The sequence below is a fragment of the Bradyrhizobium sp. Kon69 genome, assembly GCF_055807515.1.
Genome location: NZ_JBVVOS010000031.1, coordinates 1 through 23,179, shown reverse-complemented (window position 1 = coordinate 23,179; position 23,179 = coordinate 1). Strand labels below are relative to the sequence as shown.

The following is a 23,179-nucleotide window of genomic DNA, read 5'->3' as shown; positions in this document are numbered from 1 at the left end:
GCGAAGCCGAAGCCTGCCGCGAACCTTTCTCAGTCCTCGGCGCCGGCGGCGCCGAAGGACATTTTTCTAGGGACACGTTTTGCCGTGACCGTATTGGGACTAGGGGACCTACTTTGCCCCGATTAGGGGATCAACTTGTAGGGGACCAACTATGCCCATCGCTGCAATGCGGCGACACTCTCGGTCGCTGCATCGCTGTTTCGTTCACGAACACCCCGTCGTGCTGCCGCACGTATCGCACTTCATGCACGTGCCATTCCGCACCAGCGTGAAGTTGCCGCACTCGCTGCACATCTCGCCTTCGTAACCCTTGGCTTTCGCTTCCGCGCGGCGCTCGGCCTTGCTGGGGACTGCGACTTGCGCGCTGCCGGCTTTGCTCCACTGCAAGGCTTCGAGCTTCTCGGTGGGCGAGAGGTCGTGGGCCACTTCTTGCTTCAGCGCGACCGCGCCTTCGAGGACGTCGCCGGCACGGCCTGCGCCGTGCGAGGCGAGCGAGGTGACCTTGCTGCCGCCGGCCGGCGCACTGTCGTTGCCTTGCGCGACCGCGGTCGAGCCGCCGCGCATCACCACGAGGTTGTCGGTGCGGGAGCGGGTGAGGCCGCGCGACACCAGCTTGGAGGCGCGCTGGCCGTGATCATCCGGCTCCTTGCCTTCCTCGACGCCCTTGCCGAGCACGTCGAACCCGGTCTCGCTGGGATCGACATGGGCGAGGTCGAAGCGGCTGAGATAGCTCACCGCCAATTCGCGGAAGACGTAGTCGAGGATCGAGGTCGCGTATTTGATGCTGTCGTTGCCCTGCACGGGGCCCGCCGGCTCGAAGCGGGTGAAGGTGAAGGCGTCGACATATTCGTCGAGCGGCACGCCGTACTGGAGGCCCAGCGACACCGCGATGGCGAAGTTGTTAATGAAGGAGCGCAGTGCCGCGCCTTCCTTGTGCATGTCGATGAAGATCTCGCCGATGCGGCCGTCGTCGTACTCGCCGGTGCGCAAATAGACCTTGTGGCCGCCGACGACCGCCTTCTGGGTGTAGCCCTTGCGGCGATCCGGCATCTTCTCGCGCTCGCGCATCACGATGATGCGCTCGACCAGCTTCTCGACGATCTTTTCCGAGACCTGGGCGGTGCGTGCCGCCATCGGCTTGTCGTAGAGATGCTCGATCGCATCGTCCTCGTCCTCATCGTCGGCGATGAGCTGCGAGTTGAGCGGCTGGCTGAGCTTGGAGCCATCGCGATAGAGCGCGTTGGCCTTCAATGCGAGTTTCCACGACAGCATGTAGGCGGACTTGCAGTCCTCTACAGTTGCGTCGTTCGGCATGTTGATGGTCTTGGAGATCGCACCCGAGATGAAGGGCTGCGCCGCCGACATCATGCGGATGTGGCTCTCGACCGAGAGATAACGCTTGCCGACCTTGCCGCAAGGATTGGCGCAGTCGAACACCGGATAGTGCTCGGCCTTGAGGTGCGGGGCACCTTCCACCGTCATCGCGCCGCAGATGTGGACGTTGGCCGCCTCGATCTCGCGCTTGGTGAAGCCCACGGCCTGGAGCAGATCGAAGCCGGGGGCCGCGATCGCCTCGGCACCGATGCCGAGCTGGTCGCGGATAAAATCCTCGCCAAAAGTCCATTTGTTGAAGGCGAACTTGATGTCGAACGCAGTCGGCAGCGCCTTCTCGACCTTGGCGATGGCCTCATCCGTGAAGCCCTTGGCCTTCAGCGTCGAGGCGTTGATGCCGGGCGCGTTGGAGAGCGAGCCGTGGCCGACGGCGTAGGCCTCGATCTCCGCGATCTCGCTCTCGCGATAGCCGAGCGCGCGAAGTGCCGCGGGGACCGCGCGGTTGATGATCTTGAAGTAGCCGCCGCCGGCGAGCTTCTTGAATTTCACCAGCGCAAAATCAGGCTCGATGCCGGTGGTGTCGCAATCCATCACGAGGCCGATCGTGCCGGTCGGCGCGATCACCGTGGTCTGGGCGTTGCGATAGCCGTGCTTCTCGCCGAGCTCGATCGCCGCATCCCAGGCCGCCTGCGCATGCGTGACGAGGTCGGTCTGCGGGCACGACACCAGGTCCATCGGCACGGGATTCACGCTGAGCGCCTCGTAGCCGTTGGACTGGCCATGGGCGGCGCGGCGGTGGTTGCGGATCACGCGCAGCATGTGCGCGGCGTTCTTCTTGTAGCCGGGGAAGGTGCCGAGCTCGGACGCCATCTCGGCCGAAGTCTTGTAGGTGATGCCCGTCATGATCGCGGTCAGCGCGCCGGCGATGGCGCGGCCTTCCTTGCTGTCATAGGACAGGCCCATGGTCATCAGCAGGCCGCCGATATTGGCGTAGCCGAGGCCGAGCGTGCGGAACTCGTAGGAGAGCTCGGCGATCGACTTCGACGGGAACTGCGCCATCATCACCGAGATTTCGAGCACGATGGTCCAGAGCCGGCAGAGATGCTCGTAGCCTTCGACGTCAAAGCGCTTGGAGGGGATGTCGTAGAACGTCAGCAGATTGGCGGAGGCGAGGTTGCACGCCGTGTCGTCCAGGAACATGTATTCCGAGCACGGATTGGAGGCGCGGATGTCGCCGGACGCCTTGCAGGTGTGCCAGTCGTTCATGGTGGTGTTGAAGTGCAGGCCCGGATCGGCCGACGCCCAGGCGGCGTAACCGATTTTTTCCCAGAGATCGCGCGCCTTCAGCGTCTTGGTGATCTTCTTCGTGGTGCGGCCCACGAGATTCCAGTCGCCATCGGTCTCGACCGCGCGCAGGAAGTCGTCCTTGAGCGAGACCGAGTTGTTGGAGTTCTGGCCTGATACCGTGAGGTAGGCTTCCGAATCCCAGTCGGTGTCGTAAACGTCGAACTGGATGTCCTTGTAGCCTTGCTTGGCAAACTGGATGACGCGCTTGATGTAATTGTCGGGCACGAGGCTGCGACGGGCGAGCTTGATCTCGCGGCGGAGCGCCGGGTTCTTCTCGGGATCGAAGCAATCGTCGCCCGAGCCCTCGCAATTGACGCAGGCCTTGAGCACGGCCTTGAGGTGCTTCTGGTTGATCTTGGATCCGGTGACGAGAGCCGCGACCTTCTGCTCCTCCTTCACCTTCCAGTCGATATAGGTCTCGATGTCGGGGTGATCGACGTCGACGACGACCATCTTGGCGGCACGGCGCGTGGTGCCGCCCGACTTGATCGCGCCGGCCGCGCGGTCGCCGATCTTGAGGAAGCTCATCAGGCCGGACGAGCGGCCGCCGCCGGAGAGGCGTTCGCCTTCGCCGCGCAGGCGCGAGAAGTTGGAGCCGGTGCCGGAGCCGTATTTGAACAGGCGGGCTTCGCGGACCCAGAGGTCCATGATGCCGCCCTCGTTGACGAGGTCGTCACCGACGCCCTGGATGAAGCAGGCGTGCGGCTGCGGATGCTCGTAGGAGGATTTCGAGCGGGTCAGCTTGCCGGTGAAGGGGTCGACGTAATAATGGCCCTGGCCGGGACCGTCGATGCCGTAGGCCCAGTGCAGGCCGGTGTTGAACCATTGCGGCGAGTTCGGCGCGACCATCTGCATGGTCAGCATGTAGCGGAGCTCGTCGTAGAAGGTCTGGGCGTCCTCGTCGGAGGAGAAATAGTTGCCCTTCCAGCCCCAATAGGTCCAGCAGCCGGCGAGACGGTCGAACACCTGCTTGGCCGAGAGCTCGCTGACGAAGCGCTCTTTCTCGGGCAGCAGCGCAAGCGCCTCGGTGTCGGGCACGGAGCGCCACAGGAAGGACGGGACGGACTCTTCCTCGACCTTCTTCAGGCGCGCGGCAACGCCGGCCTTGCGGAAGTACTTCTGGGCCAGGACGTCGGAGGCGACCTGCGACCACGCGGTCGGCACCTCGACATTGTCGAGCTTGAACACGACCGAGCCGTCGGGATTCCTGATCTCCGACGTGGTCAGCCGGAACTCGATGCCGGCGTAAGGTGACTGTCCCGAAGTGGTGTGGCGCCGCTCAATCCGCATGGTCTTGCCCCGTCCTATCTTTGACCGAACCGCCTCCGTTCAGGCGTGCCGGGTCATCATTTCATTTTGCGGTGCTTGAGGGCGGTCGGGCCCCTTGGCATCGCAGCTCAGCCGGTAGACCCGGCCCATTTTCTCCCGACGCGATTGCTCGATGCGCGCACCGATCATCCGCCGGCACGTCCAGACCCATCCGCCCCAAAGGGATGAGCCCGACATGCGTTCAACGCCCCACAACGTCACGTCTTCAACCATTGCCATCCGAGCCTGTTTCCAGCCCGTTCAGGCGCCCGAAAAGTCCGCTCGCCGGGCAGACAAGCCCGTATCCCGCTGCCTTTGTCTGGCTTGGCGGAGTGCTGTTTTGCAGACCCTTTGGGGGAGTGCCGGCGGGACGCAAACACACTCGCGCCGAACGGATCGAAAACTAGGACTCTCCGTTACGCCCGTCAAGAACTAGTGCGAGTTCCTGAATCAAATACTAAATATGGTGGATTGTGGGGGATAACAGGGGGCAGGCCCGCGCCTGATGTTGAGCCAAGTATCAGTGAGTCCTCAGGGATTCCCAACCGAAAAAATTTGCATCTTGTGGCCCTCGCGAGGCTTCACCCCGCTGTTCACAGGGCAGGTATATTTTTGAATCGCGGGCTTGCCTCCGGGGGACTCACGTAGGGCTACGGAAGGTGAGGGCAGGCATGCCCGCCGGGGTGGTGGTGGGAGGGGCGAATCCGCGCCAAGCTCGCTCAGATTTTGCCGGACTACCCACATGCTTGATTCGACTCGGCCGGTGCTGCGACCGCGCATCGCCCCGGCCGGCCTGATGTTCCTCGCCATCACCTCGGTGGGCTGGGGCTTCAACTGGCCGGTGACGAAATTCCTGCTCTCTGAGCTGCCGCCGCTGACCTTGCGCGGGGTGACCGGCGTGCTGGGCGCGGTGCTGCTGGCGGCGCTGGCGCTGATCCGCGCTGACAGCCTCAGTGTCCCGCGCGCGATCTGGCCGCGGCTCGTGACCGCCGCGATGCTCAACGTCACCGGCTGGATGGTGCTGATGGGCCTGGCGCTGCTGTGGCTGCCGGCCAGCGAAGCCGCGCTGATCGCCTACACCATGCCGGTCTGGGCCTCGCTGATCGCCTGGCCGGTGCTGGGCGAGCGGCCGACCTTGTTGCGCACCATCGCGCTGGTGATGGCCTTTGCCGGCCTCGCCTCGATCATGGGCGGCAATGGCTTTGCCGCCACCGCGGACAAGCTGCCGGGCATCATCATGGCGCTGTGCGGCGCGCTCGGCTTCGCGCTCGGCACGGTGTTTTCCAAGAGGTACCCGATCCGTCTGCCGCCGATCACCGCCGCGGCCTGGCAGATCGGGATCGGCTGCCTGCCCATCACGATCATCGGCCTCGCCATCGAGACCACGCATCTGGAGCTGGTGACGCCGCTCGGCTGGTGGCTCCTGGTCTATTCGACCGTGGTGCAGTTCTGCATCGCCTATGTCAGCTGGTTCGCAGCGCTCGCGCGCCTGCCGGCCTCCGTCGCCGCGATCGGCACCATGGCAGTGCCTGTGATCGGCGTCGTGGCATCCGCGATCGCGCTCCACGAGCCGCTGGGAGCAGGGCAGATCGCCGCGCTGGTGTTCACGCTGGCGGCGGTGGTGCTGGCGACGCGGTAGGGGGCTGGCCGCTCGATGTCTGGTTGCCTATCGCGCCGCGGGCGCCGGAGCGGCGTCGACAAAGCCAACGACTGACTTGAAGCGACCGTCATCGGCAATCAAGGCAAAGTCGGTGCCTTTGATGTAGAGCGGAGCATCCGCAGTGCCGCCCGCGACCCAAGAGAACCGCACATGATCATGATGAGTTTCAATCCCGCTCGCGAGATTGAGCCGATAGCCCGGGAACTGCCCCTGGGCCTTGGCGATCATGCCGTCGATGGACTCATGTCCACGCCCATCACGAACCCTATCGACATAGGTACCGTCGTCAGTCCACGTCGCCGCTATGAGATCGCGACGTTGCTTCGTGTCCTGCTCGTTCCATGCTGCCAGATATCGCACGACGATGTCATTGACGTTGACCACTCTGTTTCTCCCCTCGGCTGCAAGCATACCTGATGAAAAGCGCGCGCCCAATGCAGTCAACGCGGTTGCGACCAGAACATTTCGCCTGTTCATTCTATTCTCCTTGAGACCCCTCGAAGCCAATTCGCGGCGGGATCCTCACGTCGCCGGCAAGATGCGTGTTACCTCGGAGGGTGTCGATGACCTCGGAAGTCAAAATACTTTTCGGGGTGGGAGTATATTTGAGAGAACAGTGGTCACGTGATCGGTGCTTCCTCCCTGGAGCGCCTCTGTAACCGTCAGCGAGAGCATCACCGGGTGTTTTCTTGAAAGCGGCGGTTCTAAATAGATGGCCATCTGCATCGCATGCGGACCAGGCCGATCGATCAGCCAACTCTGGACGCGAGCGGAGCGCCGCTGGCCGACAGTTTGGCGTCACTGGCCATGTCTTTCACAATGGCGATTGTGGCCTCGTCGGCCGGAAACAACATTTCGAGGGCAAGCTCCGACAGTGTGATGTCGGCGGGGGCGCCGAAAACCGTTGTGGTGTTCAGGAACGAGACTCTGCCGAACTTGGTCTGAACACGAAGTGGCGTCACATACCGCTGAGGGCCCTCACTTGATGCAAGCGCCACGGCACCCTTGGGGGCCGGATAGGACAACACCTCGCTCAGCAGCGCCTGAATAACGGAATCCGCTCTTGCCTCAATCTGCTGCTTCAGCACCGTGATGGTGTGGGCGCGCCACTCGACGAAATTGTCGATACGCGGCCCCATCCCGTCTGGATGCAGGACGAGGCGCACGGCGTTGACGGGACTGCGAAGCAACTCCGGAGAACATCCCTCATATAGTTGCGGCAGCGCCGCATTCGACAGAACGACGTTCCAGTGTCGGTCCAACACATAGGCCGGATAAGGAAGATGGACCCGTAGGATCTGCTCCATCGCGGACGTGGCAGACGACATCTCTTCGAGACACCGCTCGGCGAACTCGGGCGCAAACCCTGCGGCCAACAGAAGCGTGTTTTGATCCCGGAACGACAATTTCAACTGCTCACCCAGGCGCAGGACCATTTCCTTGCTCGGATGAGAGCGACCGGTCTCGAGATAGGACAGGTGCCGCGTCGAGCTGTTTGCGGCCAGCGCCAGCGTCGTCTGCGACATACCCCGGCTGGCGCGCCACCTCCGTAGCAATACGCCAAATTCAACTGCGCGAACGGCCATGTTTCACCTTATCAACTGCCACCCCCGCCAGACTATTACCTCTCACGTCAAATTCGCACCGGAGGTCCGTGCTTTTTTTACTTGCGACGTTATCGACCGACCGCGGTCGCGTGAGGCACCCTTCCGCGTGCGCTAACGAGGGCGCGAGCCGTGAAGCGGCGCTAGCGTCGTTATTTCAAGGAGATGACTATGGAAAGCCCAAGCAGTCTGGCCGACCGCTACGTCGCCGTCTGGAACGAAACCGATGCAGAGCGGCGCACAAGCCAAATCGCGGAACTATGGGTCACCCGGGGCCGGCACTATGTGGGCGATCGCGAGGTCGAAGGGTACGAGGCGCTCGAGAGACGAGTGTGTGAGTCTCATGAGAAGAACGTCAGGGATAATGCCAACCGATTTCGGGCCGCTGACGATGCTCGCCGGGTGCACGACGCCGTGGTCTTTCACTGGGAAATGCTTCCCGCCAAGGGCGACACCATTCTGGCCCGCGGGCTCGAGTTTCTCATCGTGGATGGCAGCGGAAAGATCGTGGCGGACTATCAGTTCTTTCCGTCTTGAGGCCGACGGATCGTCCTGCGGCGGGCCATCGTCCACCCAGCAAGTTCCGCCAAGCAAACACCGAGGCAATCATCGTGCCCGTCACCTATGTCATCAAATTCAACGTCGTGCCCGAGCAACGCTCGAATTTTCTGCAACTGCTCGGGACGGTCCTCGATGCGATGAGAGATGAGCCGACCTTTCACCAAGCGGTCCTGCATCGCGATACGGCCTCCCAGTATCGCTTCATGCTCTACGAGACGTGGGAGAGCCATGAAGAGGTCTTGAACGTTCAGATCAAGCGGCCATATCGGGACGCTTGGCACCATGCGCTTCCCGAATTGCTCGCGTCGGACCGCGAAATCGAGATCTGGGAGCCCCTACGGAGCGACCATCGCTGACGTTTTCTGAGCGCAGCCCGGTCTGGTGTTTGCAGGCACCGAACGTGCCCCTCATCGGCTTACAGCATTGAGTCAACTGAGGTCATGTTCCCAGGCGAGAGCGGCTTTGGCGTTCGGCTCGGCGTCGGGCCAAAAAGCAATCAGGAACCCGCGCAAGCGTTGCGGATTAGGTCTCTCTGCCGGACTGAGTGCCTCCAACGAGTCGGTTATGGCGAGCGAGCGCAACACATTCCTCGGCGTCGCGGCGTGCGACCTTGCCCTGCCTGTTCCCTTTGCTCTTGGCGAAGTCGACATGGTGATCTTCGGAGCTGCCGATGCCACGCCGCATTTGAAGGGCAGGACCAGCCATGCCGCGAATGGCCCAACGGCCATTCGCAATGCTTTGCGCGTTTACCAGACCGACCTTGTCAGGTGGGATTTCGACCAGGACGGAATCCTGCTCGACCCGGAGCAAATCCGGGTCACCGATGGCGGCGATCTTCCGACGTCACCCGATGCTCCCGAGGAAAACCGGAATACAATCAGGAGAGCCACCAAAAAGATCCTGACGTCCGGCGCGGTACCTATGCTGCTGGGCGGAGATGATTCCGTCCCCATACCGTTTTTCGAGGCGTTCGAAGATATCGGCAGGCTGACCATCCTGCAGATCGACGCGCATCTGGATTGGAAGGACCGGCGCGACGGCTCAGCACATACTTTCTCCAGCACAATGCGGCGCGCCAGCGAGTTGCCTTGGGTCGAACGGATTGTGCAGGTCGGTTTACGGGGGATCGGCGGCTCGGGGCCGCAGGAGCTCAGTTGCGCGCGGAATTGGGGCTCCAGGATTTTTATAGCACGAGACGTCAAAAGCCGGGGCGTTCAAGCTGTCCTCAGCGCAATCGAGGACAACGCGAATTGCCTGATCACGATCGACTGCGACGGCCTCGATCCGTCCGTCATTCCCGGCGTGCTTCTGCCGCAACCCGGCGGGCTGTCCTATTTCGAAGTCATAGATTTGATCGCAGGCGTCGCCTCGAAGGCCAGAATTGTCGGTCTCGATCTGGTGGAATTGGTGCCGGAGCGTGACGTGCAGAATATCGGGGCGATCTGCGCAGCGCGGATCATCTGCAACGCCATTGGACATATCGCCAAGCAGAAGCGCTAGCCGGCCGGCCTGTCTCCCAGCGCCTTCCGGATCATCTCGGCGAGCTGGTTGCGGCGGTAGGGTTTTGTCAGGAGCATGACGCCGTCGTCGAGCTTGCCGTGGTGGACTATGGCGTTGTCGGTGTAGCCGGAGGTGTAGAGCACCTTCACCCCGGGGCGGATCGTCGCCACCTTGTCGGCGAGATCGCGCCCGCTCATGCCGCCGGGAATGACGACGTCGGTAAACAGCAGGTCGAACGGCTGGCCGGCCTGGATCAACTCGAGCGCGGCCTTGCCGTCGGGCGCGGCGACGGTCTGGTAGCCGAGGCTCTGGAGCTGCACGGTGACGAAGTTGCGCACCAGCGGGTCATCCTCGACCACGAAAATGGTCTCGGCGCCGCCTTCCGCCTGCGGCGTCGTGGTGGGGGCCACCTCGGCCATGCCTTCGCCCGGCGGCAGATAGAGCTTGATCGTGGTGCCGTGGCCTTCCTCGCTGTAGATCTTGATGTGGCCGCCGGACTGCTTGACGAATCCGTAGACCATGGAAAGGCCGAGGCCGCTTCCCTTGCCGACCTCCTTGGTCGTGAAGAACGGCTCGAACGCCTGTTGCTGCACCTCGGCAGGCATGCCCGTGCCGGTGTCGCTGACGGCGAGCATCACGTAGGGGCCAGGCCGAACGTCGGGATTGTTTTGCGCATAGGCCTGGTCGAGCACGACGCGGTGGGCCTCGAGCAGCAGCTTGCCGCCGTTCGGCATGGCGTCGCGGGCGTTGATCGCCATGTTGAGCAGGGCATTGGTGAGGCGGGACGGATCGATGTGTGCGGTCATCTGCCCCTGTTCGAGCACGGTCTCGATCTCGATCTGCTCGCCGAGGGTAGGACGCAGCAGTTTGGCGATGTCCGCGACCGCGGTGTTGATCTCGACGTTGCGCGGCTGCAGCGGCTGCCTGCGCGCAAAGGCGAGCAGATGCTGGATCAGCTCGGCGCAGCGCTCGGCGGCCTCGTCGATCAGGCGCGCCACGCGCTGGAGCTCGGGCTGCTGCTTCAGGCTTGCCACCAGCGTCTCGGTATTGCCGGAGATCACGGTCAGCATGTTGTTGAAGTCGTGCGCGACGCCGCCGGTGAGCTTGCCGATCGCATCCAGCTTCTGCGACTGGTACAATTGCCGCTCGGTCTCGCGCGAAATGGTCGCGTCGTGATAGACCAGCACCGCGCCGGAGACTTTGCCTTGCCCGTCCAGCATCGGCCGGCCGCTGATCATGAGGTGGCGGGAAGGATTGCCGCTGTGCGGGCGGACGATCATCTCCATGTTCTCGAACGGCTCGCCGCGCAGCACGCGTGCCGACGGCAGCTGGTCGGGCTTGAGCGGGGTGACGCCGTCGCCGTGAAGCACGCTGGACATCGCCCGCAGATTGCGCAGGTTCATGCCTGTCCGGTGCAGCAGCATGCGCTCGGCGGCCGGATTGGACAGAAGGACATTGCCCTCGGCATCGATGACCAGCACTGCCTCCGCCATGCTGTGAAAGGTGCTCTGGAGCACGTTGACCGAGAGGCGCAGCTCGTCATGCGCGGTGACCAGATGGTCGGTGCGCTCGGCCACCGCGGCCTCGAGCTGATGCTTGGCGGCCGTGGTTTCCAATAGCGTGCTCTTGAGGGCGCCCTCAGTGCGCCGGCTCTCGCGCATCATCATCACGACCAGCAGCAGGATCACCAGCGCGCCGGCGACGTCGATCCCGAGCAGCACGATGCCGGTGCGGCGCGAATCCTGGGAGCGCGCCGCGAGCAATCGTTCTTCCTCTGCGCTCAAATGATCGAAATTGCCCATCACCGTGTCCATGAGGCCACGGCCCTCGCCCTTGCCCTGGAGCGCGGCAATGCCGGCCTGATCGTTTCCGGCGCGCAGGCGCATCACTTCGGCGGCGATCTCGATCCGGCGCAGCGCCAGCGGCTCGGTGCCCTCGAGCAGCGCGACATGTTCGGGAGTGTCGCGCACGCTGCGCTTGAGGTCGGCGAGTGCCGGTGCGATCCGGGCGTGCACCGCCTGGAATTCCTCGCTGAAGCTCGGGTTGCGATAGATCTCGTAGCCGCGTGCGGCGCTCTCGGCACTGCGCATCAGCACACGCAGGTCGGAGATCTTCTTCAGCACCTGGACGGTGTGATTGACCCAGGCCGCGTCGGACCGCGACTTGACGTCGAGGCCGATAGAGGCTGCGGTGATGATCAGGAGGATGGCAAGTCCAGCACCGAGAATGACGCGCTGCGTTGGGATCAAGGGGCTTCTTTCTTGTCCTTCGGCTGCGAGCCATCGCCCGGCGCGGCGATGCATTCCCGGATCGTGGTCAGCAGCGCGTCCGGCGTGAACGGCTTGCGCAGGCAGCGGGTCGCGCCGAGCTCCAGCGCCATCCGGAGGAAGTCGGGAGAGGGCGAGGCGGATGACGCAAAGGCGTAGCCGGACATCGCGATCAGCGGAACCGCCGGCGCGCGCTCGTGAAAGATGCGAATGGACTCGAAGCCGCGCATATGCGGCATGAAGATGTCGACCAGCATCACGTCGAAACTCTGGGTTTCGAGCGCAGCCAAACCCGTTTCTCCGCCGTCAGTCAACGTGACGTCGAAGCCCTGACGTTGGAGGAGGACCTCGATGGTCGCACCGACCATCGGATCGTCATCGACCACGAGAATACGCGGCATGACACTTCCCAGTCATCGAAGTCCCCATAGCCAAGTTGATACAGGTGAATCGCGCGTCGGGTCAATTTGGGATTGGATAAGGGTAGGTATGCACGGTGCGGTGAATAAAGGTCCGCTCGCATCGGTTGTACGCGCCAATCGCCGATGGGGAACACGAGGCGAGCGAAACAGGTGAGGCGCCCGCATGCGAAAAAGGCGCCGCATCGATGCGACGCCTTCTTCTTCAAATGTTGCAGGTCGGGTTACGGGCAGGGATGACGCTGGCCGTCATAGCCGAGATAGGTGCCGGACGCCGGATCGTAGGACTTGTAGCGCTGCGCGCAGTAGCCCGCGGAGTCGCCGCCGCTATCGGGGACCACGGCGACTGACGGCTCATCATAATAGCTGTCGTCGCCATAGTAATAGGGGTCGTTGTAATAGCCGCCGCCGTAATAGGCGTACGATCCGAGGCCGCCGATCGCAGCACCCGCGGCAACACCGGGCCAGAAGCCGCCGCCGTGACGATGATGCCAGTGACGACCGCTCCAATTGCCGCTACCGCCCTGCCAGTTGCCCGCAGTCGCGACGCTGCGTGTACCGCTGAAGGACGGCGAGAAGGCCTGTCGGCTCGCGCCGCCTACGAAGCTGCCACCGCTGGGACGTACCGCTGAGCCGGCGGCGAAATTGCCCCCGCCGCCGCCGATCCTCGCGCCGCCGAAATTGCCGCCGCCCATGTGGGCGCCGCCACCGCCAAAGTGAGCCCCGCCACCACCGAAGTGAGCGCCGCCGCCACCGCCGCCGAAGTGGGCACCGCCACCTCCGCCGAAATGGCCACCGCCGCCCCCGCCATGTCCGCCGCGACCTTGCGCGAAGCTTGGCGTCGCCAACGGGAGAACCAGTGCTACGGCCGCAGCCGCGCTCAAGACTTTCAGACTTTTCATGATCAAAACTCCTTTTCCCGGAAGCAAACCCCATGAAAGGGCCGGAGTTCCTGGGATCACGGGGGTTTGCGTGCGAGGACAGGCTCTCATGGCGACGCTGTATCCGGCATGAACGGATCGCGTCCGCTTTGCGGCAGCGTTCCGTGCCGGTAGACCGCATCTGCAGCGGGGCGCCGCCGCCCGCGCCGAACTGGACATTTCGCCGTCCGGATGGCATCAGGACCCGACGAAGCAGGGCCCTTGCCGCATGAAACAATTCTTCCTCAAGTTCTTCACCTGGTGGAATGGCCAGACTTTTGGCACCCAACTCTGGACCAAGCGCTACGGCGAGCTGGTCGGCCAGGACGAGCAGGGCAACCTCTATTATCGCACCCGCGGCGGGGCGATCGACCCGGCGCTCGGCTTCGAGCGGCGCTGGGTGGTCTATAACGGCTATGCCGAGGCCAGCCGCATCCCGCCGTCCTGGCACGGCTGGATGCATCACACCGTCGACGTGCCGCCGACGCAGGACAACTACCAGCCGCGCGAGTGGGAAAAGCCGCACCAGCCCAATCTCACGGGCACGGCCAACGCCTACCGTCCCTCGGGCTCGACGCTCGCCAGTGGCAAGCGGCCCAAGGCAACCGGCGACTATCAGCCCTGGACGCCCAGCTAGGCTTCCGATCCCCGTCTCAATCCTTGTCGTGGGAGTGGATGCACCCGCATCCGCCTCGCTTTGCTGTGGACAGCGGGAACAGCGGGGATGAGTCCTGCGCGGGCATTGCAGCCACGCGGGCGATGCGGCTCAATGGTCGCATCTTACGGAGATGGGAGACCATCGCGTTCGGTTCGGGCAACAGTTCGCGACTGTCCCGAAATGCAGCGGCCGCCGACCAGGACTCGATCGGGAAATAGGCCCCCGGTCTGGAAGCTCCGAAATCGCCCGATGAAATGTGCAGCCGCCGTAAGACAGGAAAGGCCGCTCGGGAAACCGGGCGGCCTTTTTCTTTAGCGGACTGCGCGACTTCTTGTGTCCCGGACGCGGCGCGGCATGAAATGACGCGACGCCGAGCCAGGACCCAGCCACTTGCTAGCGTTGCTGGGCCCCGGCTCTGCAGCGCACCGCTGAAGTAGCGCTGCGCTGCGTCCGGGGCACGAGATTGCCCGAAACGAATTACACCATCCGCTCAGCCGCGCGCTTCACCGCCTCTAGCCGCCGGGCCTGGCCCTGCGCGCCGCGCTCTTTCAGCAACGCCAGCACCTCTGCGGGTGCGGTGTCGGGCGAGCCTGCATTGAACGGCGGGGCCGGATTGTATTCGAGCTGAAGCTGGATCGCCTCCGCGGTGGTGCGATCGACCATGATCGACACCAGGGTCAGCGCGAAATCGATTCCCGCGGTGACGCCGCCGCCGGTGATGCGGTTGCGGTCGACGCAGACGCGCGTCTTGGTCGGCGTCGCGCCGAACTGAGCGAGCATCTCCATCGCGCTCCAATGCGTGGCGGCGCGGTAGCCCTTCAGGAGGCCGGCGGCGCCGAGCGCCAGCGATCCCGTGCAGACCGAGGTGACGTATTTGGCGCCCTCGGCCTGCCGGCGCAGGAAACCGAGCACCTCCTCGTCATTGAGCAGATCGTTGGTGCCGCCGCCGCCGGGCACGCAGATCACGTCGAGCTGCGGGCAGTCGGCGAACGTTGTGGTCGGCGTCAGCGTCAGCACGGAATCGCTCGGCACCGGCTCGATCCGTTTCCAGATCAAATGCAGTTTTGCGCCCGGCACGGAGGAGAACACCTGCAGGGGACCCGTAAAATCGAGCTGGGTGACGCGCGGAAACACCAAGAGACCGATCTGGAGCGGGGACGACATGAGAGCCTCGAATTATGAGCTTGACGGACGCAGCCTCTCATGATGCCCTTCTGTCCAAAATGGCGTATTTCCCTCGCTTTCGGACATGACCATGATCGGCATCCTGATCTTCCCGGACTTCCAGTTGCTCGATGCGGCCGGCCCGATCTCCGTGTTCGAGATCGCGGCGCGCTGCACGGGCCAGACGACGACCGGAATCCGCGTGCTGGCGGTGAACGCGGGGCCCGTGCGCAGCTCGTCCGGCGTCGAGATGATGGCGCGCGACTTCAAGTCGGCGAATGCGATCACGACGCTGGTCGTGGCGGGAGGCGCGGGCGTGACGGACGCCGCGCGCTGCGAGGTCACGCGCGCCTTCGTGCAGCGGCTGGCGCGGCGCGGCGTGCGGGTGGCGAGCGTTTGCTCGGGCGCCTATGTGCTGGCCGAGGCGGGATTGCTCGACGGCCGTCGCGCCACCACGCATTGGGGGCGGACACGCGATTTCGTTGCGCGCTATCCCAAGGTGAAGTTCGAGCCGGACCAGATTTTCACGCGCGACGGCAATGTGTGGACGTCGGCAGGCATCACGGCGGGCATCGACCTTGCGCTCGCGATGGTGACGGAGGATCACGGCGAGCAGATCGCGCAGGACACGGCGCGGCAGCTCGTGCTCTATCATCGCCGCAGCGGCGGCCAGTCGCAATTCTCGTCACTTCTGGAATTGAAGACGCCGAACGGCCGCTTCGGCGCGCTGCTGTCCTGGGCGCGCGAGAACCTCGATAGCCGGTTGACGGTGGAAGATCTCGCCGACCGCGCCGGCATGAGTGCGCGGCATTTTGCCCGCGCCTTTGCCGCCGAGACTGGCACGACGCCCTCGAAGGCCATCGAGCGCTTGCGCATCGAGGTCGCGCGGGAGCGCGTGCAGTCCTCGCGCGAGGCGATCGAACTCGTCGCGGAGGCGACCGGTTTCCGCGATCCCGAGCGCATGCGGCGCGCCTTCATCCGCGCCTTCGGCCAGCCGCCGCAGGCGCTGCGGCGCGCGGCAAGGGCCGGGTAGGCCCGGCCTTCCGCCTTTTTGACCCGGAACGGACCTCGTCAAGCGAATGCACCCGTTGTAGACGATGCGTACAACACGTACCGTCGCTGATCCCGATGCAAGGAACCCCAATGACCGATCGAGAAAAGATTCTGATTGCCCTTCGCGAAAAACCTTTGAAGACTTTCGACATCATGAAGCGCGTGAACATCAAGAACCAGGACGACTGCCAATCGCTCCTGTTGAAGATGCGTGACGAAGGCGCCGTGAAGTTCGATATTCACAAGGGAAATTGGCGCGCTGCGTGACGACGTTCACTTGGTCACCAGCGGCCTCGCATGGCAGCGGACATGACTTGCGGACTGGTTCAGCCCGATGCGGCCTTGCCGCCGGTTGCCGCGGCGCCCGAGGCCTGCGCGCGCGCCGTCAAGCGCCGCGCGATCGGCATCAGCATGTAGGGCGCCAGGTGAATGGGAAACTGCGTCATCGCGAAATAGAGCCAGGTGGTGGGCGGCAGCGCGCCGGCGGTCGCGGCGAGCATCAGGCCCAGATTGCGCTGTGATACCATCAGCCCGAGCGCCAGCGCGCGCTCATAGCCGATGCGGCGGAACAGCAGCGTGGTGATGGCAAGCAGCGTGAAATAGATCGCGAAGGCGAGCGCCGCGAAGCCGAGGGTGGAGACCGGCCGGGCGACGAGATCGCTGGCGACGTCGCCCATGATCGCAGTCGCGAAGACCAGCAGGATGACGATGTTGAAGCCGTCGATCGGCTGCCTGTGGCGCTGGATCGCGGTCGCGCCGAAGACCTGCCGGATCACGGTCGCGGCCAGCAGCGATGCGGCGAGGATGCCGAGCAGCTTCAGCCCCAGCGCAGGCGGCGAGATGCTGAGCATGCCATCGAGGAACAGGCTTGCGAACAGCGAGGCCGTGAACGGCACCAGCGCGGTCGCGCTCACCAGCGTGACCAGCACCAGCGTGGCGTCGAGGCCCATCAGCGCGGCCAGCGCCGGCGCGGCCATCATCGGCGAGGCCATGCTCTGCAGCACCAAGGCGAGCGCAAGGTCGGGCGCGCGCGCCGTGAGTCCGGTGAAATGGACGATCAGCCCGACGATCACGGGCACGCCGATCATGGTCCAGACGGTGGCGGTCCCGACCAGCGCCGGCCGCCGCAGATGGCCGGTGAGCGCGGCGAGATCGACCCGCATGAAGGAGATGCAGAGCAGAACGAAGATCGCCTCGGTGACGTAGGGGCGCAGCAACGCCCCGAGCGGCGGCACCGCGAGCGCGATGAACACGACGGCCGCCACCGCGCGGGTGCCTTGGCCGCCAAGCCATGTCAGCCCGCGCAGGGGGAGGGCGAATATGCTTTGAAGAACGGGTGGCATCGGGAACGGCGTTTCAGCCCGATCCTTTCAGCCACGCGCCGATCTCGCTCACGGCGACATTGGCCTCTCGCAGCAATTTCCCCATCGTGAAAAAGCCGTGGAATTGGCCGGGATCATGCTTGGTAGCCATGGGCACGCCGGCCTCTTGGAAGGCCTGGTAGACGGCGGCGGCATCGGGATCGAGCACGACGGGCATGGGGGAGCGACCTTGCGGGTTTCCAGTTATGGTTGGAGTTCTTTTTGGTCGGAGCCGCCTCGGCCCCCAGGGAGGTGCTCGACTATCCCATCCGGGGGCCGATCTGGCCAGACCGGGCCGGGAAGGGCAGGGATGCCGCCCTTCCCCCGCCGTATTCGCCGTGTTAACCGGATGGCCTGCGAGCGGCGGTATCCCCTGTAGAATGTCCAGCAAGCCCGATTCGCTGTTGAAGCCGCGCGAGATGTTTCGAACATTTACCCTGACAGGTCTTGCGGCGCTTCTGGCCGCCACCGCACTGACGGCTGCAACGCCGGCGCAGGCACAGATCGGCACGATCTTCTCCGATCCGCCGCCGCTGCGGCCGCCCGGCAACATTCCGCGTGGCCAGCCCCAGCCGCAGCCGCAGATCCCCGACGACGACGAAGAGGTGCCGGAGCTGCCGCCGCAAGGCCGTGTGCTGCCGTCGCGTCCGATGGCACCGCCGCCGGGTCGGCAGGGCAATGTGATGCCGGGGCCGGTCGAGACCCAGCCTCTGGCGCCGCCGCCCGGGTCTAGTGCTGCTCCGCCAAACCAGCCGCCGCCCGTCGCGGTCGCTCCACCCAATCCGCAAGGCGCCCCGGGCGCGCCCGGTCAGCGCCAGCCACAGCAGAAGGGCGGGCCGGGCGGCGCTGTCCCGCAGACGCCGGCGAGCCTTCAGCCGGGCGACGAGGTCGTCACCGAGCCGCCGGCCCAGAAGATCGTGAACAAGAAGGCGACCTTCTCCGGTCTCGACAAGATCACCGGGCGCATCATCAATTTCGACGAGGAGATCGGCGAGACCGTGCAGTTCGGTGCGCTGCGCGTCAAAACCGACGCCTGCTACACGCGACCGGCGACCGAGGCCGCCAACACCGACGCCTTCGTCGAGGTCGACGAGATCACCTTGCAGGGTGAGGTGAAGCGCATCTTCTCGGGCTGGATGTACGCGGCAAGTCCGGGCCTGCACGGCGTCGAGCACCCGATCTACGATATCTGGCTCACCGACTGCAAAGAGCCGCAGCAGACGATTGCGACCGCGGCACCGGATCCCGGCACCAAGCCGGCAGCACCGCCGCCGCCTGCCCAGAAGAAGGCTGCGCCGAAACAGGTGCAGCAGCGTCCGCCACAGCCCTTGCCGCCGATCCAGCAGCAGCAGCCGGCACCGCCGCCGCCACCTCCGCCGCCCGAGCAGCGGCCGGGTCTGTTCGGTATCCCCGGGTTTGGCCGCTAGGCCAAATCCCCGGGGCTTGGCCGCTAATATCCCTGACTATTGCCGCGCGGCGATGATCTCGAGCGCGCGTGCGCCCGGGATCGCTTCGCCGGCGGAGAGCCTCAGGAAATCCCCGGGCTCGCCCGCGAGCGCCTTGTCGAGCAGCGCGGTGTAGCGCCGCCGCGAGATCTCGGCCGCGCCAAAACTCTTCAGGTGCTCGGTGACGTATTGGGTGTCGAGCAGCTCGAAGCCGCCATGGATGAGCCGCGCGACCAGATGCACCAGCGCGACCTTGGATGCATCGCGCGCGGTGTGGAACATGCTCTCGCCGAAAAAGGCCCGGCCGAGGCTGACGCCGTAAAGCCCGCCGACGAGATCCTCGCCCTGCCAGGCCTCGACGCTGTGGCAATGGCCGAGCTCGTACAGCCCGCCATAGAGGTCGCGGATGCGCTTGTTGATCCAGGTGTCCTCGCGCCCGGCCTGCGGCGCGGCGCAGCCGGCGATCGTGGCCTTGAAGGCAGTGTTGACGGTGACGCGGAATGAATCCGAACGCACGGTGCGCGCGAGCCGGGAGGCCACGCGAAATCCATCGAGCGGGATGACGCCGCGCAACTCCGGCTCGACCCAGAACAGGGTCGGATCATCGGCGCTTTCGGCCATCGGAAAGATGCCGCAGGCATAGGCGCGCAGCAGCACGGCTGGCGTGATTTCAGACGGGGCAGAGTCGCGCGAAGTCATGGCTCGCCACAATAGCAGGATCGCAAGGCGGTTGCGATGGGCGGTGCGGATCAGTTCGCTGCGGCAGCAGCCGGCTTGCCGGCGGCAGCGGGGACACGGCGGAACGTCAAGACAACGCGGGTTCCGGAATGGGTGGGGTCGCGCTCGACCGAAGCGTCGAGCTTCGTGGCCATGGCTGCGACGATACGCTGGCCCATGCCGGTGGAGCGCGGATCGGCCTTGACGTTGTCGCCGACACCATCGTCGCTGATCGACAGCAGGAGATCGTCGCCCTGCGAGGTCAGCTCGACATGGATCGGGCCGGCGCCGTCAGGGTAGGCGTATTTCACCGCATTCATCACCAGCTCGTTGACGATGATGCCGACGGCGACAGCACGGTCCGGATCGATCTCGATCGGTTCGGCCTTCAGCGTCAGGCGCGACATCCGGTTGCCCTCGGCCGAGCGGCGCAAATCCTCGAGCAGCGAGTCCAGATACTGGTTCAGGACCACGCTCTTCAGGTCCTGCGAGGTGTAGAGGCGGCGGTGCACCTGCGCGACCGCGGCGACGCGGCCCATCGCATTGGTCAACGCAGCCTTGACCTCATCCTGCGCGGCGGAGCTGGCCTGCAGGTGCAGCAGGGAGGCGATGATCTGGAGCGAGTTGCCGACGCGGTGGTTGACCTCGCGCAGCAGCAGCTCGCGTTCGGCCGCAAGAGCAGCGTAGCGGTCGCGCGAGGCATGGATCTCGGCTTCGGCTTCCTCGCGCGCCTTCTGCAGTTCGGCCTGGCGCAGCGCGCCCTCGGCCGCGACGTGAAGCAGGGGGATGAAGTCGCCCTTGACGTCCTTGACGAGATAATCGGCCGCGCCCGCTTTCAGCGCCGTCACCGCAATGCTGGAATCCTGCGACGCCGTGACGAACACCACCGGCGGCGCGCCCGGGATCGCCATGATCTGCTCCAGCGTCTCCAGTCCGTCGAGGCCGGGCATGTACTGGTCGAGCGCCACGACGTCGATGCCGCCGTCAATGCTGTCCTGCGCGCCCGCGCGGCGGATAAGCTCGAGGCCTTCCTCGCCGCTTGCGGCGTGAACGACCTTGTAGCCGCGCCGTGTCAGGCCGCGATCGACCAGACGCGCAAGCGCCCCGTCGTCGTCGATGTAGAGCAGTGTGGGCATGCGCTGGTTCATGGGGCGGCGGGCGGGACCTGGATGACCGAGAAGAACAAGCCGAGCTGCCGGATGGCATTGGCGAAATTCTCGTAGTTCACGGGCTTGGTGATGTAGACATTGCAGCCGAGCTCGTAGCAGCGCTTGATTTCCTGGGAATCGTCGGTGGTAGTCAGCACCACCACGGGCGAGGCCTTCAGATATTTGTTCTCCTTGATCTGCTTGAGAATGTCGATCCCGGTCATGTCGGGAAGATTGAGATCGAGCAGGATCAGGAGCGCATTACCTTTCTGCACGAGCCCGCTGCCGTCGGGCCCGAACAGGTGTTTCATCGCGTCCGTGCCGTTGGCAAAGGAGATGATCTCGTTGTTGACGCCGGACCTACGGATGTTCCGCTCGATCAGCCGCGCGTGTCCTTCGTCGTCCTCGATCATGATGATGCTGACGGGTTGAGTCATTGATCCGCGTTCCGGTTGCTGGCGTTCCAGGTGATGGGCAGCGTGATGGTGAAGGTACTGCCCGTATTCAGTTCCGATGATACCGACATGGTGCCGCCGAGGCGACGCACAAGTGCACGCACATGCGCAAGACCGATGCCCTGACCGGGCTTGTCCTGGGTTCCGGCGCGGCGAAACAGGTCGAAGATCCGCTGGTGGTCCTTGGGGTCGATGCCGCGGCCGTTATCGCTAATCTCGAAGATTGCGTAGCCGAGCTTGGTGCGCCCGCGGATTCTGATCTCGCCGGGAACGCCGGGCTTGAGATATTTGATGGCGTTGTCGATCAGATTGGAGAAGATCTGCTCCAGCGCCAGGCGGTCGCTGACGAGATTGGGCAGGGGTGCGACATGAATCTCCGCCTGCGCCTCGGCGGCCTGATGCGCCAGCGTCGATACGATCGCTTCGATCAGCTCGGCGGTGTCGATCTTTTCCGGCTGGAACTCGCGCCGACCCTCGCGGGTGAGATTGAGGATCGCCGAGATCAGGCGGTCCATTTTGGCGATCGACGACTTGATGAAGCCCAGCGCTTCGGAAAAATCCGCCGAGAGCTGCTTGTCGGGACCTTCGAGCGCGATCTCGCCGTCCGGCAGCGGCGGCCCGTCGGCCGGGACGTGGGTAAGGCCGCCGATACGGCGGAAAATGTCGCCGCCGAGCTCTTCGAGTTCGCTGGTGAAGCCCATGATGTTGACGAGTGGCGAGCGCAGGTCGTGGCTGACGATATAGGCGAAGCGCTGGATCTCGTTATTGGCTTCGCGCAGATCGGCCGTGCGTTCGTCGACCACGGCCTCCAGATTGACATTGGCATCGCGCAGGCGCCCCTCGGCATCGTCGCGGGCACCGGCCGAGCGCCGCACCAGCCAGATCGATATCAGCGCCAGCAGCACGACGAGGCCGGAGCCGATGCCGGTCATCGACGCGGCGAGGGTCTGGCTGCGATCCGAATTGACCGATCGGAGCCGGAACAGCCGTTCTTCTTCCTGGATCATCCCGGTCGCGACTTTGGCGATGGCGGCTGTCGCGTCCGTGGAGACAACCTCGCGGACCAGCGCTGCGGCCTTCTCCGGCTCACCCCGGCGGATGAAATCCATCTCCTGCGCGAACTGCCCGAGCCGGGTCTCGATCGCTGCGCTCAGCTTCTCGATGTTCTCGCGTTGCGCCGGATTGTCGCCGATCAGGCGCGTGAGCCTGTCCAGAGCCGGGATGATGGCCGCCACGGCCTTGTCATGGTCGGCCTTGAAGTCCTCCCCCTTTGTCAGGAGGTAGCCGCGGGCCGTGCTCTCAGCCCGCCGGATTTCCAGCAGGAGGGCGTTGATCTGGTTCTCCGCCTCGATGGTGTGAACCACCCATTTGCTGTCGTCTCTCGCCTTGTTGACGAGGTAGACGGAGCCGGCGCTGATCACGGTCAGCACCAGCAGTCCCGCTGCGAACAGCAGGATCTGCCAAAATGTACGCCGTCGCTGCGCGTCAGCGGTCACGACGGTCTCGCTCGATCAGGATTGCCGGACTTCAAAACGCCCCCTCGGAACTGTCCCCATCGTCCCAAACGCGATTAGGGCCAAAGGGTTCCATGCCGAGGGACGGCTACTTCGGGGCGGGTTCCACCTTGCCGGCAAGATATTGTTCCAGCCAGTGGATGTGGTAGTCGCCGTTGATGATGTCGTCTTCGCGCACCAGAGCGCGGAACAGGGGCAGGGTGGTCTCGATGCCTTCGACCACCATCTCGTCCAGCGCCCGGCGCAGCCGCATCAGGCACTCGCCGCGGGTCTTGCCGTGCACGATCAGCTTGCCGACCAGCGAGTCGTAATAAGGCGGGATCGTGTAGCCCTGATAGACGGCGGAATCGATCCGCACACCGAGCCCGCCGGGCGGGTGATATTGCGTGATGCGGCCAGGCGAAGGACGAAAGGTCTGCGGATTCTCGGCGTTGATGCGGCACTCGATCGCGTGGCCGATGACCTGGACCTCTTCCTGCCTCGCCGGCAGGTCGCCGCCGGCGGCGATGCGGATCTGCTCCAGCACGAGGTCGATGTCGGTGATGCTCTCGGTGACGGGATGCTCGACCTGGATGCGCGTGTTCATCTCGATGAAGTAGAACTCGCCGTCCTCGAACAGGAATTCGATGGTGCCGACGCCGAGATATTTCATCTCGCGCATCGCCTTGGCGCAGGTCTCGCCGATCTTGGCGCGCGCAGCCGCAGTCAGCACAGGCGAGGGACCTTCCTCCCAGACCTTCTGGTGG

22 protein-coding genes and 1 pseudogene are annotated in these 23,179 nt (G+C 64.6%); 8 read left to right on the top strand and 15 right to left on the bottom strand.

Annotation, left to right across the window (positions count from 1 at the left end):
- Positions 1 to 204: 204 nt before the first annotated feature.
- Positions 205 to 3,969: a vitamin B12-dependent ribonucleotide reductase gene (locus tag AC0L3U_RS31900; protein ID WP_473364361.1), complete on the bottom strand. Its 3,765-nt coding sequence runs from the start codon at positions 3,967 to 3,969 to the stop codon at positions 205 to 207.
- Positions 3,970 to 4,008: 39 nt separating this feature from the next.
- Positions 4,009 to 4,227: a hypothetical protein gene (locus AC0L3U_RS31895; protein WP_456764545.1), complete on the bottom strand. Its 219-nt coding sequence runs from the start codon at positions 4,225 to 4,227 to the stop codon at positions 4,009 to 4,011.
- Positions 4,228 to 4,729: 502 nt separating this feature from the next.
- Here AC0L3U_RS31895 and AC0L3U_RS31890 point away from each other — a divergent pair.
- Positions 4,730 to 5,626 (top strand): DMT family transporter, encoded by an 897-nt coding sequence (locus AC0L3U_RS31890; protein WP_473364360.1) that lies wholly within the window; start codon positions 4,730 to 4,732, stop codon positions 5,624 to 5,626.
- Positions 5,627 to 5,653: 27 nt separating this feature from the next.
- Here the strand turns inward: AC0L3U_RS31890 and AC0L3U_RS31885 are convergent, their stop codons facing one another.
- Positions 5,654 to 6,124: a nuclear transport factor 2 family protein gene (locus AC0L3U_RS31885; RefSeq protein WP_456764543.1), complete on the bottom strand. Its 471-nt coding sequence runs from the start codon at positions 6,122 to 6,124 to the stop codon at positions 5,654 to 5,656.
- A gap of 272 nt (positions 6,125 to 6,396) precedes the next feature.
- Positions 6,397 to 7,233, bottom strand: a complete 837-nt coding sequence (locus AC0L3U_RS31880; protein ID WP_473364359.1) for a helix-turn-helix domain-containing protein — start codon at positions 7,231 to 7,233, stop codon at positions 6,397 to 6,399.
- A gap of 189 nt (positions 7,234 to 7,422) precedes the next feature.
- Between AC0L3U_RS31880 and AC0L3U_RS31875 the strand changes: the two genes are divergently transcribed.
- The 3 genes from AC0L3U_RS31875 (at position 7,423) to AC0L3U_RS31865 (ending at position 9,312) form a co-directional block, all read left to right on the top strand.
- Positions 7,423 to 7,788, top strand: coding sequence for a hypothetical protein (locus AC0L3U_RS31875; RefSeq protein ID WP_473364358.1), 366 nt, complete (start codon positions 7,423 to 7,425; stop codon positions 7,786 to 7,788).
- 74 nt (positions 7,789 to 7,862) lie between these two features.
- Entirely contained in the window at positions 7,863 to 8,168 is a 306-nt protein-coding gene (locus tag AC0L3U_RS31870) for a putative quinol monooxygenase (RefSeq protein ID WP_473364357.1), read from the top strand.
- Between the two features lie 208 nt (positions 8,169 to 8,376).
- Positions 8,377 to 9,312, top strand: coding sequence for an arginase family protein (locus tag AC0L3U_RS31865; RefSeq protein WP_473286989.1), 936 nt, complete (start codon positions 8,377 to 8,379; stop codon positions 9,310 to 9,312).
- Here AC0L3U_RS31865 and AC0L3U_RS31860 read toward each other — a convergent pair.
- The 3 genes from AC0L3U_RS31860 to AC0L3U_RS31850 all read right to left on the bottom strand — a co-directional run bounded on the left by AC0L3U_RS31860 (position 9,309) and on the right by AC0L3U_RS31850 (position 12,900).
- Entirely contained in the window at positions 9,309 to 11,561 is a 2,253-nt protein-coding gene (locus tag AC0L3U_RS31860) for a CHASE3 domain-containing protein (protein WP_473364356.1), read from the bottom strand. The genes AC0L3U_RS31865 and AC0L3U_RS31860 overlap by 4 nt on opposite strands.
- Positions 11,558 to 11,980 carry a response regulator gene (locus AC0L3U_RS31855; protein WP_027569815.1) on the bottom strand — a complete coding sequence of 141 codons (423 nt, stop codon included), beginning with the start codon at positions 11,978 to 11,980 and terminating at the stop codon, positions 11,558 to 11,560. The genes AC0L3U_RS31860 and AC0L3U_RS31855 overlap by 4 nt, the downstream gene beginning before the upstream one ends.
- A 242-nt stretch (positions 11,981 to 12,222) precedes the next feature.
- Positions 12,223 to 12,900, bottom strand: coding sequence for a BA14K family protein (locus AC0L3U_RS31850; RefSeq protein ID WP_473364355.1), 678 nt, complete (start codon positions 12,898 to 12,900; stop codon positions 12,223 to 12,225).
- 247 nt (positions 12,901 to 13,147) lie between these two features.
- Here AC0L3U_RS31850 and AC0L3U_RS31845 point away from each other — a divergent pair, with 247 nt between their 5' ends.
- On the top strand, positions 13,148 to 13,555 hold the full coding sequence (locus AC0L3U_RS31845; RefSeq protein ID WP_354054866.1) for an NADH:ubiquinone oxidoreductase subunit NDUFA12: 408 nt from the start codon (positions 13,148 to 13,150) through the stop codon (positions 13,553 to 13,555).
- A 498-nt stretch (positions 13,556 to 14,053) separates the two neighbouring features.
- Here the strand turns inward: AC0L3U_RS31845 and AC0L3U_RS31840 are convergent, their stop codons facing one another.
- Entirely contained in the window at positions 14,054 to 14,740 is a 687-nt protein-coding gene (locus AC0L3U_RS31840) for a DJ-1/PfpI family protein (protein WP_473364354.1), read from the bottom strand.
- Between the two features lie 91 nt (positions 14,741 to 14,831).
- Here AC0L3U_RS31840 and AC0L3U_RS31835 point away from each other — a divergent pair, with 91 nt between their 5' ends.
- Both AC0L3U_RS31835 and AC0L3U_RS31830 read left to right on the top strand, forming a co-directional pair.
- Complete coding sequence (locus AC0L3U_RS31835) at positions 14,832 to 15,773, top strand: GlxA family transcriptional regulator (protein ID WP_473286981.1); 942 nt, start codon at positions 14,832 to 14,834, stop codon at positions 15,771 to 15,773.
- Positions 15,774 to 15,883: 110 nt separating this feature from the next.
- Positions 15,884 to 16,060 carry a hypothetical protein gene (locus AC0L3U_RS31830; RefSeq protein ID WP_473286980.1) on the top strand — a complete coding sequence of 59 codons (177 nt, stop codon included), beginning with the start codon at positions 15,884 to 15,886 and terminating at the stop codon, positions 16,058 to 16,060.
- Between the two features lie 59 nt (positions 16,061 to 16,119).
- Here the strand turns inward: AC0L3U_RS31830 and AC0L3U_RS31825 are convergent, their stop codons facing one another.
- A complete protein-coding gene (locus AC0L3U_RS31825; RefSeq protein ID WP_473287454.1) occupies positions 16,120 to 17,136 on the bottom strand; it encodes a Na+-dependent transporter in 1,017 nt (338 codons plus the stop codon).
- A gap of 13 nt (positions 17,137 to 17,149) precedes the next feature.
- A pseudogene (locus AC0L3U_RS31820) lies at positions 17,150 to 17,281 on the bottom strand (alpha/beta hydrolase); the annotation flags it as partial.
- A 253-nt stretch (positions 17,282 to 17,534) separates the two neighbouring features.
- Here AC0L3U_RS31820 and AC0L3U_RS31815 point away from each other — a divergent pair.
- Entirely contained in the window at positions 17,535 to 18,581 is a 1,047-nt protein-coding gene (locus tag AC0L3U_RS31815) for a DUF2155 domain-containing protein (protein WP_473364353.1), read from the top strand.
- Positions 18,582 to 18,617: 36 nt separating this feature from the next.
- Here the strand turns inward: AC0L3U_RS31815 and aat are convergent, their stop codons facing one another.
- From aat to AC0L3U_RS31790, 5 genes are all read right to left on the bottom strand, one after another.
- Positions 18,618 to 19,298 (bottom strand): leucyl/phenylalanyl-tRNA--protein transferase, encoded by a 681-nt coding sequence (gene aat, locus AC0L3U_RS31810; protein WP_026232743.1) that lies wholly within the window; start codon positions 19,296 to 19,298, stop codon positions 18,618 to 18,620.
- 50 nt (positions 19,299 to 19,348) lie between these two features.
- A complete protein-coding gene (locus tag AC0L3U_RS31805) occupies positions 19,349 to 20,464 on the bottom strand; it encodes a sensor histidine kinase (RefSeq protein ID WP_473286976.1) in 1,116 nt (371 codons plus the stop codon).
- On the bottom strand, positions 20,461 to 20,901 hold the full coding sequence (locus AC0L3U_RS31800) for a response regulator (RefSeq protein WP_007609730.1): 441 nt from the start codon (positions 20,899 to 20,901) through the stop codon (positions 20,461 to 20,463). Before AC0L3U_RS31800 ends, AC0L3U_RS31805 begins: the two co-directional genes overlap by 4 nt.
- Positions 20,898 to 22,415, bottom strand: coding sequence for a sensor histidine kinase (locus tag AC0L3U_RS31795; RefSeq protein WP_473364352.1), 1,518 nt, complete (start codon positions 22,413 to 22,415; stop codon positions 20,898 to 20,900). The genes AC0L3U_RS31800 and AC0L3U_RS31795 overlap by 4 nt, the downstream gene beginning before the upstream one ends.
- 106 nt (positions 22,416 to 22,521) lie before the next feature.
- A partial coding sequence (locus AC0L3U_RS31790; RefSeq protein WP_473364351.1) for an ATP-binding protein occupies positions 22,522 to 23,179 on the bottom strand: 658 nt, incomplete at its 5' end.